The following is a 15,485-nucleotide window of genomic DNA, read 5'->3' as shown; positions in this document are numbered from 1 at the left end:
GATGTGGAGCGGACGCTCAGCGGTAGCCGGCGTTGGTGATGGCGGCGTTGCACTTGTCGCTCACCACGCGCGTCGCCTGGAGCAGGCAGGAGAGCAGATTGCCGTCCTGCGGCACCATGCCGGGGCACAGGCGCGCCGTATCCGCCGAGCAGACCTCGGCGATGGAATCCTGAGCCGCGTCCCGCTGGGCGATGGAGGCCTTCGCCATCGCATAGTCGGCTTTGCACTGGGCGCTGACCTGATTGATCTTGCCGTCCATGCAGGCGAGCAGCTTGCCCTCGCCCAGGTTCACATTGGAGCAGAACTTGTTGATGTCCGCGCCACAGCTGCGCGCCAGGAGCGCGCCGGCCTGCGCATAGCTCATGGTCTGGGCGCCTGCCGCAGAGGCCGACCCAGCCAGGATTACCGCCGCAAATAAAAGTCCACCGAGCCGCATGATGTCCCCACCCCGTTTCACGTTAACTCCCGAAACGGATGCAGGGGTATCATTAAACGGCATCGGCCGACAGCGGGCACGGCCCTCGTCCCCGCTGGACTTTTCCGCACAAACTTAACGTGAGGCCGGACCCTCGACTTTATTTTGCCCATCGAGAGCCATCACAAAGCGTGACCTTGACCGCAAGGGCCAAGTAGCCGCGCCATCTATCGCAGCGTCTCGCCGAGCCATGGCAGCGCCGCGCGCAGGGCCGGCAACACGTCATCCTCCAGGGTCTGCCGGCAGAAGCCCGCAACCTCCCGCGGCAGGCGGCCGAGTTCCTGCCGCCGGCCGATCAGCGTGAGGCTGCGGGAGAAGGCCGGCCCCGGCAGCGGCGCGCACCGGAGCCGGTCGCCGTCGAGCCCCGCCTCGTAAAGGCAGAGCGGTGTCGTCACCGCGAACCCCTCCCCGGCCGCGACCGTGGCGGAGACGCCGAACGGCGTGTCGAACTCCAGGCGCCGGGGCAGATCGAGCTTGAGGCGCCTCAGGTGCCGGTCCACCTCGATGCCGGTGCGCGAGCGGGCGGAAAAGCGCACCAGCGGCAGGCGCAAGGCGAGCCGCGCCACCTCCTCCACCCGCTCGGGTGCCGTCTCTCCGGCGGGCAGCAGCAGCACATAAGGCTCGGTGAGGAGGGGGAAACGCTCCAGCCCCTCGATGTCGGCGAGTTCGTCCACGCCCACCAGCAGATCGAGCTGGCGGGAGAGCAGCGCACTGGCATGGGCGGCGGTGAGGCCGGCGAGCAGCGACACCTCCTCCGCCACCGCGCACAGCCGCCCGGCCAAGGGCGCGGAGAGCGCACGGGAGAGAGAATCGACGAGGCCGGCACGGATCAAAGGCAGGCGGCCGTGCTCGGTCTCCTTCAGCGCCGGCACGATCTGCCGGGCCTCGGAGAGGAGCGCGCTCGCCTTCTGCCGCAGCACGCCGCCCGCTGCCGTCAGCCCCAGCGGCCGGACGCTGCGGTCGAACAGCGCGACGCCCATGCGCGTCTCCAGCTCCGCCACCGCCTGCGACACCGCCGGCTGGGTGAGTCCGAGCCGTCGCGCCGCCCCCGCCATGGCGCCGGCCTCGCAGACGGCGAGGAAGATTTCGAGCGCCTTCAGATCGAACGGCAGCAGCTCCCGCACCGTCATCCCCACAGAATAAGCAGGATTTATATTACCTGTGGTTTCAGGCGAGGCTATATCTTTTCCAAAGGGGTGCATCGGCGTCCGCGCCGAGGGACCCCCGAGGGTTCCGAGGGGTTCAATGTCCCGCTATTCCGTATTCAGCCTGATCGCCAACGCGCTCAACGGCCAGAAGGGCTGGACGCCCGCCTGGCGCGATGCGGTGCCGAAGCCCTCTTATGACGTCATCATCGTCGGCGGCGGCGGCCATGGGCTAGCGACCGCCTATTACCTCGCCAAGGAGCACGGCATCCGCAACGTGGCGGTGCTGGAGAAGGGGCATATCGGCTCCGGCAATGCGGGGCGCAACACCACCATCATCCGCTCCAATTATCTGCTGCCGGGCAACGAGCCGTTCTACGAGTGGTCCATGAAATTGTGGGAGGGCCTGGAGCAGGACCTCAACTACAACGCCATGGTCTCCCAGCGCGGGATCATCAATCTCTACCACTCGGACGGCCAGCGCGACGCCTACGCCCGGCGCGGCAATGCCATGCGCCTCGCCGGTGCGGATTCCGAGCTGCTCGACCGCGAACAGGTGAAGGCGCTCTGCCCCTTCCTCGATTTCGACAATTCCCGCTTCCCCATCAAGGGCGGGCTCATGCAGGCCCGTGCCGGAACGGCGCGCCACGACGCCGTGGTGTGGGGCTATGCCCGCGCCGCCGACCGGCTGGGCGTGGACATCGTGCAGAATTGCGAGGTCACCGGCTTCATCCGCGAGGGTGACGCGGTGGTGGGCGTGGAGACCAATCGCGGCCCCATCCGCGCCGGCAAGGTGGGGCTTGCGGTGGCGGGCTCCACCTCGCGGCTGACCAGGCATCTCGGGCTGCGCCTGCCCATCGAGAGCCACGCGCTGCAGGCCTTCGTCTCGGAAGGGCTGAAGCCGCTGGTGCCGGGCGTCATCACCTTCGGCATGGGGCATTTCTACGTCAGCCAGTCGGACAAGGGCGGCCTCGTCTTCGGCGGCGACATCGACGGCTACAATTCCTACGCCCAGCGCGGCAATTTGCCGGTGGTCGAGGACGTGGCCGAGGGCGGCATGGCGTTGATGCCGCTCATCGGACGGCTCAGGATGCTGCGCTCGTGGGGCGGCCTCGTGGACATGTCCATGGACGGCTCGCCCATCATCGATGTCGGCCCCCTGCCCGGCCTGTTCCTCAACACCGCCTGGAACTACGGGGGCTTCAAGGCGACGCCCGCCTCCGGCTGGTGCTTCGCCTGGACCATCGCCAAGGAAGAGGCGCACCGCTTCAACGCCGCCTTCCGCCTGGACCGCTTCCGCACCGGCCATGTGATCGACGAAAAGGGAGTCGGCGCCCAGCCGAACTTGCACTGATGGGCGCGCTTCTCGATTTTCGCGCCCCGGACCAGCGACGGCACAGCCCCGAGTGCAATCCGTCTGGGAGCACGCTCTCGCCTTTCGGGCTCCCTCTCCCCTTGCGGGAGAGGGCTGGGGTGAGGGGTGGCTTCTGCGCCCAACACCGGCGTGGCCGGTCAAGGCCCAACCCCCTCACCCCCACCCCCTCTCCCGCGAGGGGAGAGGGGAGCCAAACTGCTCTTCACCCCTCCACCCGGACCTGACCCATGCGCATCACCTGTCCCTATTGCGGCGCGAGGTCGTCCCATGAATTCGCCTATCACGGCGATGCCGCGCCCAAGCGGCCGGACCCGGCGGATGCGGACGCCTTCCACGCTTATGTCTATGAGCGCGACAACGTCGCCGGCGTGATGGACGAACTGTGGTACCACGCGGGCGGCTGCCGCCGCTGGCTCACCGTCACGCGCGACACCCGCACCCACGCCATCACTGAAGTGCGCTTCACGGCCACGCGCTTCACCGCGACGGAGGCGGCCGAATGACCCGGCTTTCCGCAGGCGGCCTGATCGACCGCAGCCGCACCCTCTCCTTCAGCTTCGACGGCAAGAGCTACACCGGCCATCCCGGCGATACGCTCGCCTCGGCCCTCCTCGCCAATGGGGTGCGGCTCGTCGGCCGCTCGTTCAAGTATCATCGCCCACGCGGCATCGTCACCGCCGGCTCGGAGGAGCCGAACGCGCTGGTGGAGCTGCGCTCCGGTGCCCGGCGCGAGCCCAATACCCGCGCCACCACCGTGGAGCTGTTCGAGGCGCTGGAGGCCACCAGCCAGAACCGCTGGCCCTCCCTCGACCACGACCTGCTCAGCATCAACCAGCTCGTGTCGCCCTTCCTCGGCGCGGGTTTCTACTACAAGACCTTCATGTGGCCCGCCGCCTTCTGGGAGAAGGTCTACGAGCCCATGATCCGCCGCGCCGCCGGCCTCGGCCGCGCCGCCGATGCGGCGGACCCGGACCATTACGAGAAGGCCACCCACTTCTGCGACGTGCTGGTCATCGGCTCCGGCGCGGCCGGCCTCGCGGCGGCCCTTGCGGCCGGGCGGACCGGCGCGCGGGTGGTGCTGGCGGATGAGGATTTCCGCCTCGGCGGCCGGCTCCTGTCCGAGCAGGCCGAGATCGACGGCGGCAGCGCGGCGGATTTCGTGGCGCGCGCCCTCGCGGAACTTTCGAGCCTGCCCAATGTGCGCCTCATGCCGCGTACCACCGTGTTCGGCGCCTATGACGGCGGCGAATTCGGCGCGGTGGAGCGTGTGAGCGACCATCTCGCAATCCCCGCCCCCTTCCAGCCCCGCCAGCGGCTGTGGCGCGTCATCGCGAAGCGCTCCGTGCTCGCGGCCGGCGCGTTCGACCGGCCCATCGTCTTCCCCGGCAACGACCGGCCGGGCGTGATGTCGGCGCTGGCGCTCGCCACCTATGCCACGCGCTTCGGCGTCGGCGCCGGGCCGCGCGCAGCCGGCTTCGCCAACAACGACCACGCCGTCGCCGCGCTGCTCGATGCCGCCGCGGCCGGCGTGAAGCTGGAGGCCATCGCCGACGTGCGGGAGGCTGTCGCTCCTGCGCTGGCCGCGCGGGCGAAGGCGCTGGGCGTGGATCTCCTCGCCGGCAGCGAGATCATCGCCACCTCGGGCAAATGCCTGTCGGGCATCACGGTGCGCACGCCCAAGGGCATCCGCACCCTGTCGGTGGAGGCGCTGGGCGTCTCCGGCGGTGCGACGCCCAATGTGAACATCACCTGCCACCAGGGCGGCAAGCCCATCTGGCGCGAGGACATCGCCGCCTTCGTGCCCGGCGCCGTGCCGGTGGGCATGGCGGTGGCGGGCGCGGCGGCCGGACATCTCACCCTCGCCGAATGCCTCGCGGACGGCACCGCGCTGGGCGCCGCAGCGGCCGAGGATGCGGGCTTCGCCCCCGTCGCGGCGTCGGCCCCCGTCGCGGCCGACGCGCCCAACGGCCTCAAGGCCTTCTGGCAGGTCCAGGCCAAGGGTCCCGCCTTCGTGGACCAGCAGAACGACGTGACCGCGAAGGACGTGGCCCTCGCCCATCGGGAAGGCTTTCGCGCGGTGGAATTGCTCAAGCGCTACACCACGATGGGCATGGCCACCGACCAGGGCAAGACCTCCAACATGGCGGGCCTCGCGCTCATGGCGGAGCTGACCGGCAAGGGCATTCCCGAGACCGGCACCACGGTGTTCCGCCCGCCCTACACGCCCGTGGCCCTCGGCGTGCTCGCCGGCCACCATCGCGGCGTGGACTTCAAGCCCACCCGCCCGACGCCGACCCACAAATGGGCGGAAGAACAGGGCGCGGTGTTCGTCGAGACCGGCCAGTGGCTGCGCGCCGCGTGGTTCCCCAAGGCGGGCGAGGACTGGCAGGCGGCCGTGAACCGCGAGGTGAAGGCGACGCGCGAGAGCGTCGGTGTCATCGACGTCTCCACCTTCGGCAAGATCGACCTTCAGGGGCCGGATGCGGGCGTGCTGCTGGATCGCGTCTACATCAACATGTTCTCCACCCTCGGCGTCGGCAAGGCGCGCTACGGCGTGATGCTGCGCGAGGACGGGATCGTCATGGACGACGGCACCACCGCCCGCCTCGCCGACGACCATTATGTGATGACCACGACCACCGCCAACGCGGCCAAGGTGTTCCAGCATCTGGAATTCTGCCTGCAGGTGCTGTGGCCGGAGCTGGACGTGTGCCTCGCCTCCATCACCGAGCAGTGGGCGCAGATCGCCGTCTCCGGCCCGCGCTCCCGTGACGTGCTGGCGAAGCTGGTGGATGGCGCGGATGTCTCCAACTCCGGCCTGCCCTTCATGGGCGCGCTCCAGACCACGGTGATGGGCGGTGTCGAGGCGCGCGTCTTCCGCCTCTCCTTCTCCGGCGAACTCGGTTACGAGATCGCGGTCCCGGCCCGCCACGGCGACAAACTGATGCGGGCGATCATGACGGCCGGCGCGCCCTATGGCATCACGCCCTATGGCGTCGAGACGCTGGCCGTGCTGCGCATCGAGAAGGGCCATGTCTCCGGCAGTGAATTGTCCGGGCAGACCTCCGCCCGCGACCTCGGCCTCGGGCGCATGGCCTCCACCAAGAAGGACTATATCGGCCGGGTGATGGCCGGCCGCCCCGCCTTCCTCGATCCCGACCGGCCGACCTTCGTTGGCTTCAAGCCGGTGGACCGGAGCGCGCGGCTCAAGGCCGGGGCGCATTTCCTGGCGCTCGGTGCCGCCCCCACAACCGAGAATGACGAGGGCTACATGACCTCCGTCGCCTGGTCGCCCATCCTCGGCCACGCCATCGGCCTCGGTCTCCTCAAGCGCGGGCCGGAGCGCATCGGCGAGAAGCTGCGCGCCTATGACCCGGTGCGCGGCGGCGACATCGAGGTCGAGGTGTGCTCTCCCCACTTTGTCGATCCCGAAGGGGAGAAGCAGCGTGTCTGACCTGTTCAACGCCCTCTCCCCCGCCCACCTCGTCCCGGCCGGGCACTATGGCGTTCAAGGCGCCACCGGCGTCAGCGCGCAGGTCGTGGCGAACCTTGCCGCCGCGACGCTCATGGCCCGCAAGGGCAAGACGGCCGACCTGATCGCCGCCGCCACCGCGTCCGGCCTGCCCCTTGTGGATGCGCCGAAGGCCGTCAGCGGGGCGGGCCTTGAGGCCGTCGGCACCGGCCCCGGCAAGTGGCTCGTCTTCGCCGAAGGCTCCGACGGCGCGACGCTGCGCCGGCGCCTTGAAGCGCTGGCCGACGGCCTCGGTGCCGTGACAGACCAGAGCGACGCCAACCTCGTGCTCGACATCACCGGCCCCAAGGTGCGCGAGGCGCTGGCGAAGGGCGTGGCGGTGGATCTCGATCCCCGTGCCTTCCGGCCGGGCGACGCGGCGACCACGCCGGTCTCCCATGTCGGCGTCACCTTCTGGCAGCGGGGCGACGCGCCCAGCTATCGCTTCGCGGTGGGCAACACCTTCGCCCCCGCCTTCCTGCGCTGGCTGGCGACGAGCGCGGCGGAATACGGCTTTTCGCTCGAAGGCACCGACCGAGGTTGACGGCAGCGCGGCGCGCGCCTCCTCTCCGCATCGAATTCCTCCGAGACCGGCGCCCGGCTGCGTGAGACGCGCGGCGCCATAAAGGACGCATCATGACCAGCCCCAACGCGCCGTTCATCCTCGCCTTTTCCTGCCCCAACCGGCCCGGCATCGTCGCCGGCGTCTCGACCTTCCTGTTCGAGAAGGGATGCAACATCCTGGAGGCGCAGCAGTTCGACGACACGGAGACCGGCCGCTTCTTCATGCGCGTGGTGTTCAACGTGGTTGAGGGCGAGGCCAGCCTCGCCGAGATCCGCTCCGGCTTTGCGGCGGTGGCGCAGAATTTCTCCCTCAGCTTCACGCTGCGGCCCGTTTCCGAGAAGCGCCGGGTGCTGCTGCTCGCCTCCAAGTTCGACCACTGCCTCGCCGACCTGCTCTATCGCTGGCGCATCGGCGAAATCCCCATGGAGATCGCCGGCATCGTCTCCAATCACCCGCGCGAGACCTACGCCCACCTCGATTTCGACGGCATCCCCTTCCATCATCTGCCGGTGACCAAGGCCACGAAGCTGGAGCAGGAAACGCAGGTCTGGGAGGTCTTCCAGTCGTCCGGCTCGGAGTTGGCCGTGCTCGCGCGCTACATGCAGGTGCTCTCCGACGGGCTGTCCGCCAAGCTCTCGGGCAAGTGCATCAACATCCACCACTCCTTCCTGCCGGGCTTCAAGGGCGCCAAGCCCTATCATCAGGCCCATGCGCGCGGGGTGAAGCTCATCGGCGCGACGGCCCACTACGTGACCTCCGACCTCGATGAAGGCCCGATCATCGAGCAGGACGTGGAGCGCATCTCCCACCAGGATTCGCCCGACGACCTGGTGCGCAAGGGCCGCGACATCGAGCGCCGGGTGCTGGCGCGGGCCATCTCCTGGCACCTGCAGGACCGGGTGCTGCTGAACGGTTCCCGCACCGTGGTGTTCCGGGACTGACCGCAAAAAGGGAACCCGGCACCGGGGCCGGGGCGTTGAGGGGGCGATATCCACGAAAAGGAGAGCCCCATGCAACGCCAGGGCATGCTCATCGCCGCGGCATTCGTGCTGGTCCTCGCGCTGGTCGCGGCGAACATGTTTTCCAATCGCGGCACGCCCGAACAGAGCGAGACCGCGCCGGAGAACATCACCGTACCGAGCGGCAATCCCCCGCCGCTGACCACCTCGCCCGACGCCCCTCCCGGCCGCACCCCCTCGCCGACGGACCAGACCGGGACGCGCCCGTAAGTTAAGCCTAATTTTGAGGCATCTGACGTCTTTCCTGCGCCCCGCAGCGGCATATCTGGCCGCTGCGGGGCGCAGTGTATTTATATCAAGACATTGATAAACATCACATTATCAGAAATTGCATACAAGTGGCGCGGTTCCTGCTAGACCCCTGCCATCAGGCGCGTGGAGCGCCGTCATCAGGGTAGATCATGCAGACCGTCGCCAGCCTCCTCGAAGCCCACAGGTCCGGCCTCCGCTCCGTCTCGGATACGGTGCGCGGCGTCTATGCCCGGCTTGCGGTGCATGACGACCCGGCCATGTTCATCACCCTGCGCGCGGAAGCCGACGTGCTGGCCGAGGCCGCCGCGCTGGAGGCCGCCGGCAACACGGCGCTGCCGCTCTACGGCATCCCGGTGGCGGTGAAGGACAATATCGACGTCGCCGGCCTGCCCACCACCGCCGCCTGCCCGGCCTTCGCCTATGTGCCGGAGCGCGACGCCACCGTCGTGGCGCGGCTGAAGGCGGCGGGCGCGCTCATCATCGGCAAGACCAATCTCGACCAGTTCGCCACCGGTCTGGTGGGCGTGCGGTCGCCCTATGGCATCCCGCGCAATTCGGTGAATCCGGAGCTGGTGCCGGGCGGCTCCTCCTCCGGCTCGGCGGTGGCGGTGGGGGCGGGCATCGTGCCGGTGTCGCTGGGCACCGACACCGCCGGCTCCGGCCGCGTGCCAGCCATGCTGAACAACATCGTGGGGCTGAAGCCCTCCCTCGGCCTCGTGCCCAACACCGGCCTCGTGCCCGCCTGCAAGACGCTGGACTGCATCTCCATCTTCGCCCTCACCGTCGATGACGCCATGGCGGTGCTGAACGTGATCTCCGGTTTCGACGCGGAAGACGCCTATTCTCGCGACCTGCCCGTGGCGCCCCTCGCCGCCGCCCCGCCCGCGGCGGTGCTGGGCATCCTGCCCGAGGCGCAGCGGGAGTTCTTCGGCGACGCCGAGTCCGCCGCGGCTTATGAGGAAGCGCTGGCGCGCTTCGCGTCGCTGGGCGCGGTGCTGAAGGAGATCGATTTCTCCGCCTTCGCCGAGACCGCGCGGCTGCTCTATGAGGGCCCGTGGGTGGCCGAACGCTGGATCGTCGCCGAGCAGCTTCTCACCACCGATCCCGAAGCGGTGCATCCGGTGACGCGGGCCATCACCGAGCCGGGCGGCAAGGCCAGCGCGGCGGATGCCTTCCGCGCCATGTACAAGCTCAAGGAATTGCGCGCCCGCGCCGCGCCCATCCTCGCCGGCATCGATGGCCTGCTGCTGCCCACCGCGCCCTCCGCCTACACGGTGGAAGAGGTGATTGCGGACCCCATCCGCCTCAATTCGCGCAATGGCACCTACACCAATTTCGTGAACCTGATGGATCTGTGCGGCATCGCCGTGCCGACCAAGATCACCGCCGCCGGCGTGCCCTATGGCATCACCCTCCTCGCCCCCGCCGGGAAGGATGCGGAGATGGCGGCGCTGGGCCGGGCCTTCGTCGCGGCGGGCACCCTCCCTCTCGGCTGCGGCCACGCGCCAGCGCCCGCCCTTCCGCCGCTCGCGCCCGCCACGGAACCGGGACGGCTCGATGTCTGCGTGTTCGGCGCCCACCTCTCGGGCATGCCGCTGAACGGCGATCTCAAGGCCATGGGCGCGCGCTTCGTGCGGGCCGCCAAGACGGTGCCGGCCTATCGCATGAAGCTCATTCCCGGTGCCGTGCCGCGCCCCGGCGTGGTGCGGGTGAACTCGGACGGCGCGGCGGTGGAGGGGGAGGTGTGGTCCCTGCCCTTCGAGGGCGTCGGGCGCCTCCTCGCCACCATCCCTGCGCCGCTTGGCCTCGGCCAGGTGGAACTGGATGACGGCAGCCGCGTCACCGGCTTCCTCGCCGAGGCGGCGGCCCTCGACGGGGCGCGGGATATCACCAGCTTCGGCAGCTTCCGGGCGTTCGCCGCAGCGGCGGAGTAGGCGCCCCGCTGACCATGGGGCACCGCACAAATGCGTGCGGAGGAGGGACGGCGGGCTGGACAAGGGCGCCTGATACACTGTATCAAATGGCCATCGGAAACAGCGCACCGGCCGCCATGTCCTTGTCCCTTTCCCCCTCCGCAGCGACGCGGCCCGCCCCTGAGGCGACCGGCCGGCAGGAGCGCGCCACGCTCCTTGGCGCTGCCGCCGGAGGGCACGATCACGCCGGCGCGGCGCATAACCACCACGGGCACGACCACCACGCGCACACGGCGTCTCCGGCCTCCCGCAGGCCGCCCGTGCGCCTCGGCGCATCGGTGCTGCGCATGTCGCTCGCGGGACGGCTCGCGCTCGCGTCCGTGCTCATCCTCGTCATGTGGGGCGCCGTGCTGCTGGTGACGGGAGGCGGCGCATGAGCGCGCAGATCTCGTTCCGCAACCTCACCCTCGGCTATGAGCGCCACCCGGCCGTCCATCACCTCTCCGGTGAGGTCGAGAAAGGCGCGCTGCTCGCCATCTGCGGCGCCAACGGCGCCGGCAAGTCCACCCTGCTCAAGGGCATCGGCGGCGCGCTGAAGCCGCTCGGCGGCACCATCGACCGCCATGGCCTCGACCCGCGCGAGATCGCCTACCTGCCGCAGGGCGCCGAGATCGACCGCAGCTTCCCCATCCATGTCTATGACATGGTGTCCATGGGCCTGTGGCGGCGCGCCGGCCTGTTCGGCGGCATCGGCCGGGCCGATCGCGAGAAGATCGAGCACGCCATCGCCGCCGTCGGCCTCGAAGGCTTCGAGAACCGGCCCATCGGCACGCTCTCCGGCGGGCAGATGCAGCGCACGCTGTTCGCCCGCCTGCTGCTGCAGGATGCGCGCGTGATCCTGCTCGACGAACCCTTCACCGCCCTCGATGCCAAGACGGTGTCGGACCTCGTGGAGCTGGTCCGCCGCTGGCACGGGGAGAAGCGCACCGTGATCGCGGTGCTGCATGATTTCGATCTGGTGCGCGCGACCTTCCCGCAGACCCTGCTGCTGGCCCGCACCACGGTGGCCTGGGGCCCGACGGCCGAGGCGCTCGGCCCGGACAATCTGCTCAAGGCCCGCCGCATGGGCGAGGCGTGGAAGGACGACGCCGTCCCCTGTTCCGACGCCGCCTGAGATATTCGCCGACCGGCCGCGTGCCGGTCCGATCCAGACCACGCATTCGCGACCGGCTGACACCGGTCTTCTGAACGCATCATCGCTGCTCTTTCGCTTGGCCGGGGACCACGGGCTCCGTCCGAGGCCGGTCCGGTTCCTCCAACCCACCGGATCGGCTCCCCGGCCAAGCGCAAGGGCATGACGATGACTGATCCGGCCGGCCGCCTTCGCGCGGCATGAGGCCCGGGATGGTTCGATGAGCCTTTATGACACCTTCATCGCTCCCTTCGCGGAGTTCGAGTTCATGCGGCGGGCACTCGCCGGCGTGTTCGCGCTCTCGCTGGGCGCTGGCCCGGTGGGCGCCTTCCTGATGCTGCGGCGCATGTCGCTGACGGGCGATGCCATGGCCCATGCCATCCTGCCCGGCGCGGCCATCGGCTTCCTGTTCGCCGGCCTCAATCTCTACGCCATGACCGTGGGCGGCCTCGCGGCGGGCCTTCTGGTGGCGGTGGGCGCGGGCGTGGTGGCGCGGGCGACGGGCATGAAGGAAGACGCCTCGCTCGCCGCCTTCTATCTCATCTCGCTGGCGCTGGGCGTGCTCATCGTCTCGCTGCGCGGCTCCAACGTGGACCTGCTGCACGTTCTGTTCGGCACCGTGCTGGGCATCGACGATGCGACGCTGATGCTGATCGCGGGCATCACCACCCTGACGCTCCTCACCCTCGCCGTGGTGTGGCGGCCGCTGGTGCTGGAATGCGTGGACCCGACCTTCCTGGCCTCGGTCAGCCGCAGCGGCGGGGTCAGCCACATCGCCTTCCTGTCGCTGGTGGTGCTGAACCTCGTGGGCGGCTTCCACGCCCTCGGCACGCTTCTGTCGGTAGGGCTGATGATGCTGCCGGCGGCGACCGCGCGCTTCTTCGTGCGCGACCTCACGGCCCTCGTCACCACCGCGACGCTGATCGCCTTCGGCTCGGGCGTGGCGGGGCTGCTCGTGTCCTACCACCTCGGCACGCCGTCCGGCCCGTCCATCATCCTGGTCGCCGGGCTCGCCTATGCGTTCGCCGTCATTTTCGGGCCGATCGGCGGGCTTGCCGGCCGCCTCGTCCCGCGCCGTCACCTCGAAGCCTGATGAGGATTTCCATGATCTCCAGACGTTTCCTCCTCGCCGCCGGCCTCTCGGCCGGACTGGCCCTGCCGCTGGCCGGCCCGGCGCTCGCGCAGGCCCCCGCCCAGAAGATGCCCGTGGTGGCGTCCTTCTCCATCCTCGGCGATTTCGTGAAGGAGGTGGGCGGCGACCGCGTGGCCGTCACCACCATCGTCGGCCCCAACGGCGACGCCCACGTCTACCAGCCCACCCCCGCCGACGCGAAGGCGGTGGCCGCGGCCAAGGTGGTGTTCGTGAACGGCCTCGGCTTCGAGGGCTGGATGGATCGCCTCATCAAGGCCTCCGGCACCAAGGCGCCCATCGTCGTCGCCACCAAGGGCATCACGCCCCGCACCGGCTTCGACGACGATGACGACAAGCCCGCGGGCAAGGACAAGCACGCCCACGGCAAGGACAAGCACGACAAGAAGGACGCCCACGACCACGGCGGCATCGATCCGCACGCCTGGCAGTCCATCGCCAATGCCAAGGTCTATGTGGCCAACGTGCGCGACGGCCTGATCGCCGCTGATCCCGACGGCCGCGACGCCTACACCGCGAACGCCGCCGCCTACACCGCGAAGCTCGACGCGCTGGAAGCCGAGGTGAAGACCGCCATGGCCAAGATCCCGGCCGAGCAGCGCCGCATCATCACCTCCCACGACGCCTTCGGCTATTTCGGCGAGGCCTACGGCCTGGTCCTGATCGCGCCCGAGGGCGTGTCCACCGAGAGCGAGGCGTCGGCCAAGGACGTGGGCCGCATCATCCGCCAGATCAAGGCGCAGAAGATCCCCGCGGTGTTCGTGGAGAACGTCACCGACCCGCGCCTGATCCAGCGCATCGCCAAGGAAAGCGGGGCCAAGGTGGGCGGCGAGCTTTATTCCGACGCGCTGTCCGATGACAAAGGCCCCGCGAGCACCTACATCGACATGATGAAATCCAACGTGCGCCAACTCTCGTCTGCCCTGTCGAGCTGAGCGGCGCACGCCCCCTCCGGCGGCGGCCCTCTGGCCGCCGCTCCGCACCCCGGCGGCGGCCTTTCGGCCGCCGCTTGCATGAAGGTGAAGCCATGGCTGAAACGCAGGCCGAGAAGATCCCCGTCACCGTGCTGACCGGCTATCTGGGCGCCGGCAAGACCACGCTGCTCAACCGCATCCTGTCGCAGCCGCACGGCAAGAAATTCGCCGTCATCGTCAACGAGTTCGGCGAGATCGGCATCGACAACGACCTCGTGGTGGGCGCCGACGAGGAAGTGTTCGAGATGAACAACGGGTGCATCTGCTGCACCGTGCGCGGCGACCTCATCCGCATCATCGACGGCCTGCTGCGCCGCAAGGGCGGCTTCGACGGCATCATCGTCGAGACGACCGGCCTCGCCGACCCCGCCCCCGTCGCGCAGACCTTCTTCGTGGACGAGGAAGTGCAGGCCAAGACCAAGCTCGATGCCGTGGTCACCGTCGCCGACGCCAGGTGGCTCTCCGACCGCCTGAAGGACGCGCCCGAGGCGAAGAACCAGGTGGCCTTCGCGGACGTGATCCTGCTCAACAAGACCGACCTCGTGACCGGCCCCGAGCTGGACGCGGTGGAAGCCCGCATCCGCGGCATCAACCCCTATGCCAAGCTCTACCGCACCCAGAAGTCCGAGATCGACATCGCCAAGGTGCTGAACCAGGGCGCCTTCGACCTCGAGCGCGTGCTGGAACTGGAGCCCGCCTTCCTGGAGGAGGACCAGCACCATCACCACCACGAGCATGGCGAGGCCTGTGGGCCGGACTGCGGCCACGATCACCACGACCACGATCACGGCCACCACCACCACGGGCTGAAGGCGGTGCATGACGAGGAGATCCAGTCGGTCTCCTTCTCCACCGACAAGCCGCTGGACCCGGACAAGTTCTTCCCCTGGGTGCAGAACATCGTGCAGGTGGAGGGGCCGAACATCCTGCGCTCGAAGGGCATCCTCTCCTTCAAGGACGATCCGGATCGCTTCGTCTTCCAGGGTGTCCACATGATCCTGGACGGCGACCACCAGCGGCCGTGGAAGGACGACGAGAAGCGCCTCAGCCGCATCGTCTTCATCGGCCGCCAGCTCAAGCGCGACCTGCTGGAAGAGGGCTTCCTCGCCTGCGTGGCGTGAGCGAGGGCGCAGTCATCGCGACGCCGCCCTCCCCCATCATCACCGTCGCCCTCCGGCTTGACCGGAGGGCCCATGCACCCGCCGGGACGAATGTCGAGATGGGTGCTCCGGTCGAGCCGGAGCACGACGGCAATTAAAGCCGAGACGGCCCTTTATGGAGGCCCCCTCAGGCGACCAGCCCGCGCACCAGCAAATCGTGATACTCCAGCGCGACCTCCTCGGCCGACTTGCCGCCGCCGGGCTTGAACCAGCGCACCATCCAGCTCAAGAGCGAGAGCACCGCGCGCCCGGTCATGGCCGCGCCGACCTCCCGGAATGAACCGTCCGCGACCCCATCCGCGATGATCCGGCGCAGAAGGCCCTCATGGGCGTCGCGCAAGGCGAGGGCATCGTCCTTCAGCCCGGTATTGGCCATGCCGGAGAAGCCCACCAGCATGGTGACGAAGCAGTCGTAATTGTCGGCGAGGAAGCGCGCGTGGGCGACCATGAACTGCTTCAGTTGCTCGGCGGGCGTGTCCTCCCGCTTCACCGCTGCTGCTGACGCGTCGTTGAGGCCGGTGAGCGTATAGATGATGATGGCGTCATAGATCTCCTGCTTGGAGGAGAAATAATTGTAGATGGCGCCCTTTGAGTAATTGAGCGACCGCGCGACCTCGCTGAGCGAGCTATCCACATAGCCCTTCTGCGCGAACATCTGCGCCGCCTGCCGCAGGATTTCCGCGCGCGGGTCGTTCATCATCGGCGGACGGCCCAGGCGTGCGCCGTCGCCTTCCGCCGCCACGCGCATCGCGGC

15 protein-coding genes are annotated in these 15,485 nt (G+C 69.1%); 12 read left to right on the top strand and 3 right to left on the bottom strand.

Annotation, left to right across the window (positions count from 1 at the left end; translation table 11 throughout):
* Positions 1-16: 16 nt before the first annotated feature.
* On the bottom strand, positions 17-364 hold the full coding sequence (locus tag V5F63_RS09815) for a cysteine rich repeat-containing protein (protein ID WP_209488855.1): 348 nt from the start codon (positions 362-364) through the stop codon (positions 17-19).
* A 278-nt stretch (positions 365-642) separates the two neighbouring features.
* Positions 643-1,605 carry a LysR family transcriptional regulator gene (locus V5F63_RS09810; protein ID WP_394102298.1) on the bottom strand — a complete coding sequence of 321 codons (963 nt, stop codon included), beginning with the start codon at positions 1,603-1,605 and terminating at the stop codon, positions 643-645.
* Positions 1,606-1,720: 115 nt separating this feature from the next.
* On the opposite strand from V5F63_RS09810, the gene V5F63_RS09805 reads away from it, so the two are divergent.
* The 12 genes from V5F63_RS09805 (at position 1,721) to V5F63_RS09750 (ending at position 14,692) form a co-directional block, all read left to right on the top strand.
* Positions 1,721-2,974, top strand: a complete 1,254-nt coding sequence (locus V5F63_RS09805) for a sarcosine oxidase subunit beta family protein (RefSeq protein WP_394102297.1) — start codon at positions 1,721-1,723, stop codon at positions 2,972-2,974.
* Positions 2,975-3,222: 248 nt separating this feature from the next.
* Positions 3,223-3,498: a sarcosine oxidase subunit delta gene (locus V5F63_RS09800; RefSeq protein ID WP_209488852.1), complete on the top strand. Its 276-nt coding sequence runs from the start codon at positions 3,223-3,225 to the stop codon at positions 3,496-3,498.
* Positions 3,495-6,449 (top strand): sarcosine oxidase subunit alpha family protein, encoded by a 2,955-nt coding sequence (locus tag V5F63_RS09795; RefSeq protein WP_394102296.1) that lies wholly within the window; start codon positions 3,495-3,497, stop codon positions 6,447-6,449. Before V5F63_RS09800 ends, V5F63_RS09795 begins: the two co-directional genes overlap by 4 nt.
* The gene (locus V5F63_RS09790) at positions 6,442-7,050 is read left to right on the top strand and encodes a sarcosine oxidase subunit gamma (protein WP_394102295.1); all 609 of its coding nucleotides are present in this window, start codon (positions 6,442-6,444) and stop codon (positions 7,048-7,050) included. The genes V5F63_RS09795 and V5F63_RS09790 overlap by 8 nt, the downstream gene beginning before the upstream one ends.
* Positions 7,051-7,142: 92 nt before the next feature.
* A complete protein-coding gene (gene purU / locus V5F63_RS09785; RefSeq protein WP_394029282.1) occupies positions 7,143-8,012 on the top strand; it encodes a formyltetrahydrofolate deformylase in 870 nt (289 codons plus the stop codon).
* Positions 8,013-8,081: 69 nt separating this feature from the next.
* The gene (locus tag V5F63_RS09780) at positions 8,082-8,300 is read left to right on the top strand and encodes a hypothetical protein (protein ID WP_209488848.1); all 219 of its coding nucleotides are present in this window, start codon (positions 8,082-8,084) and stop codon (positions 8,298-8,300) included.
* A gap of 191 nt (positions 8,301-8,491) precedes the next feature.
* Positions 8,492-10,276 carry an allophanate hydrolase gene (gene atzF / locus V5F63_RS09775; RefSeq protein WP_394102294.1) on the top strand — a complete coding sequence of 595 codons (1,785 nt, stop codon included), beginning with the start codon at positions 8,492-8,494 and terminating at the stop codon, positions 10,274-10,276.
* A 116-nt stretch (positions 10,277-10,392) separates the two neighbouring features.
* Complete coding sequence (locus V5F63_RS09770) at positions 10,393-10,692, top strand: hypothetical protein (protein WP_209488846.1); 300 nt, start codon at positions 10,393-10,395, stop codon at positions 10,690-10,692.
* Positions 10,689-11,429 (top strand): zinc ABC transporter ATP-binding protein AztA, encoded by a 741-nt coding sequence (gene aztA, locus V5F63_RS09765; protein ID WP_394102292.1) that lies wholly within the window; start codon positions 10,689-10,691, stop codon positions 11,427-11,429. Before V5F63_RS09770 ends, aztA begins: the two co-directional genes overlap by 4 nt.
* A 238-nt stretch (positions 11,430-11,667) precedes the next feature.
* A complete protein-coding gene (locus V5F63_RS09760) occupies positions 11,668-12,540 on the top strand; it encodes a metal ABC transporter permease (protein WP_394029284.1) in 873 nt (290 codons plus the stop codon).
* Positions 12,541-12,551: 11 nt separating this feature from the next.
* Positions 12,552-13,532: a metal ABC transporter solute-binding protein, Zn/Mn family gene (locus tag V5F63_RS09755; RefSeq protein ID WP_209488843.1), complete on the top strand. Its 981-nt coding sequence runs from the start codon at positions 12,552-12,554 to the stop codon at positions 13,530-13,532.
* Positions 13,533-13,624: 92 nt separating this feature from the next.
* Positions 13,625-14,692, top strand: a complete 1,068-nt coding sequence (locus V5F63_RS09750) for a CobW family GTP-binding protein (protein WP_394102291.1) — start codon at positions 13,625-13,627, stop codon at positions 14,690-14,692.
* Positions 14,693-14,858: 166 nt separating this feature from the next.
* Here the strand turns inward: V5F63_RS09750 and V5F63_RS09745 are convergent, their stop codons facing one another.
* Positions 14,859-15,431 (bottom strand): TetR/AcrR family transcriptional regulator, encoded by a 573-nt coding sequence (locus tag V5F63_RS09745; protein WP_394102290.1) that lies wholly within the window; start codon positions 15,429-15,431, stop codon positions 14,859-14,861.
* Between the last annotated feature and the right edge of the window lie 54 nt (positions 15,432-15,485).

Origin of the sequence: Xanthobacter wiegelii (assembly GCF_043193855.2) — a bacterium.
GTDB lineage: Bacteria > Pseudomonadota > Alphaproteobacteria > Rhizobiales > Xanthobacteraceae > Xanthobacter > Xanthobacter flavus_A.
This window is presented reverse-complemented; position numbering and strand designations above follow the sequence as displayed.

Bases quoted from the DNA above. Each gene is read 5' to 3' on its own strand.
- V5F63_RS09815 (WP_209488855.1), bottom strand. From the start codon at position 364: ATGAGCTATGCGCAGGCCGGCGCGCTCCTGGCGCGCAGCTGTGGCGCG.
- V5F63_RS09810 (WP_394102298.1), bottom strand. From the start codon at position 1,605: ATGACGGTGCGGGAGCTGCTGCCGTTCGATCTGAAGGCGCTCGAAATC.
- V5F63_RS09805 (WP_394102297.1), top strand. From the start codon at position 1,721: ATGTCCCGCTATTCCGTATTCAGCCTGATCGCCAACGCGCTCAACGGC.
- V5F63_RS09800 (WP_209488852.1), top strand. From the start codon at position 3,223: ATGCGCATCACCTGTCCCTATTGCGGCGCGAGGTCGTCCCATGAATTC.
- V5F63_RS09795 (WP_394102296.1), top strand. From the start codon at position 3,495: ATGACCCGGCTTTCCGCAGGCGGCCTGATCGACCGCAGCCGCACCCTC.
- purU (WP_394029282.1), top strand. From the start codon at position 7,143: ATGACCAGCCCCAACGCGCCGTTCATCCTCGCCTTTTCCTGCCCCAAC.
- V5F63_RS09780 (WP_209488848.1), top strand. From the start codon at position 8,082: ATGCAACGCCAGGGCATGCTCATCGCCGCGGCATTCGTGCTGGTCCTC.
- atzF (WP_394102294.1), top strand. From the start codon at position 8,492: ATGCAGACCGTCGCCAGCCTCCTCGAAGCCCACAGGTCCGGCCTCCGC.
- V5F63_RS09770 (WP_209488846.1), top strand. From the start codon at position 10,393: ATGTCCTTGTCCCTTTCCCCCTCCGCAGCGACGCGGCCCGCCCCTGAG.
- aztA (WP_394102292.1), top strand. From the start codon at position 10,689: ATGAGCGCGCAGATCTCGTTCCGCAACCTCACCCTCGGCTATGAGCGC.
- V5F63_RS09760 (WP_394029284.1), top strand. From the start codon at position 11,668: ATGAGCCTTTATGACACCTTCATCGCTCCCTTCGCGGAGTTCGAGTTC.
- V5F63_RS09755 (WP_209488843.1), top strand. From the start codon at position 12,552: ATGATCTCCAGACGTTTCCTCCTCGCCGCCGGCCTCTCGGCCGGACTG.
- V5F63_RS09750 (WP_394102291.1), top strand. From the start codon at position 13,625: ATGGCTGAAACGCAGGCCGAGAAGATCCCCGTCACCGTGCTGACCGGC.
- V5F63_RS09745 (WP_394102290.1), bottom strand. From the start codon at position 15,431: ATGATGAACGACCCGCGCGCGGAAATCCTGCGGCAGGCGGCGCAGATG.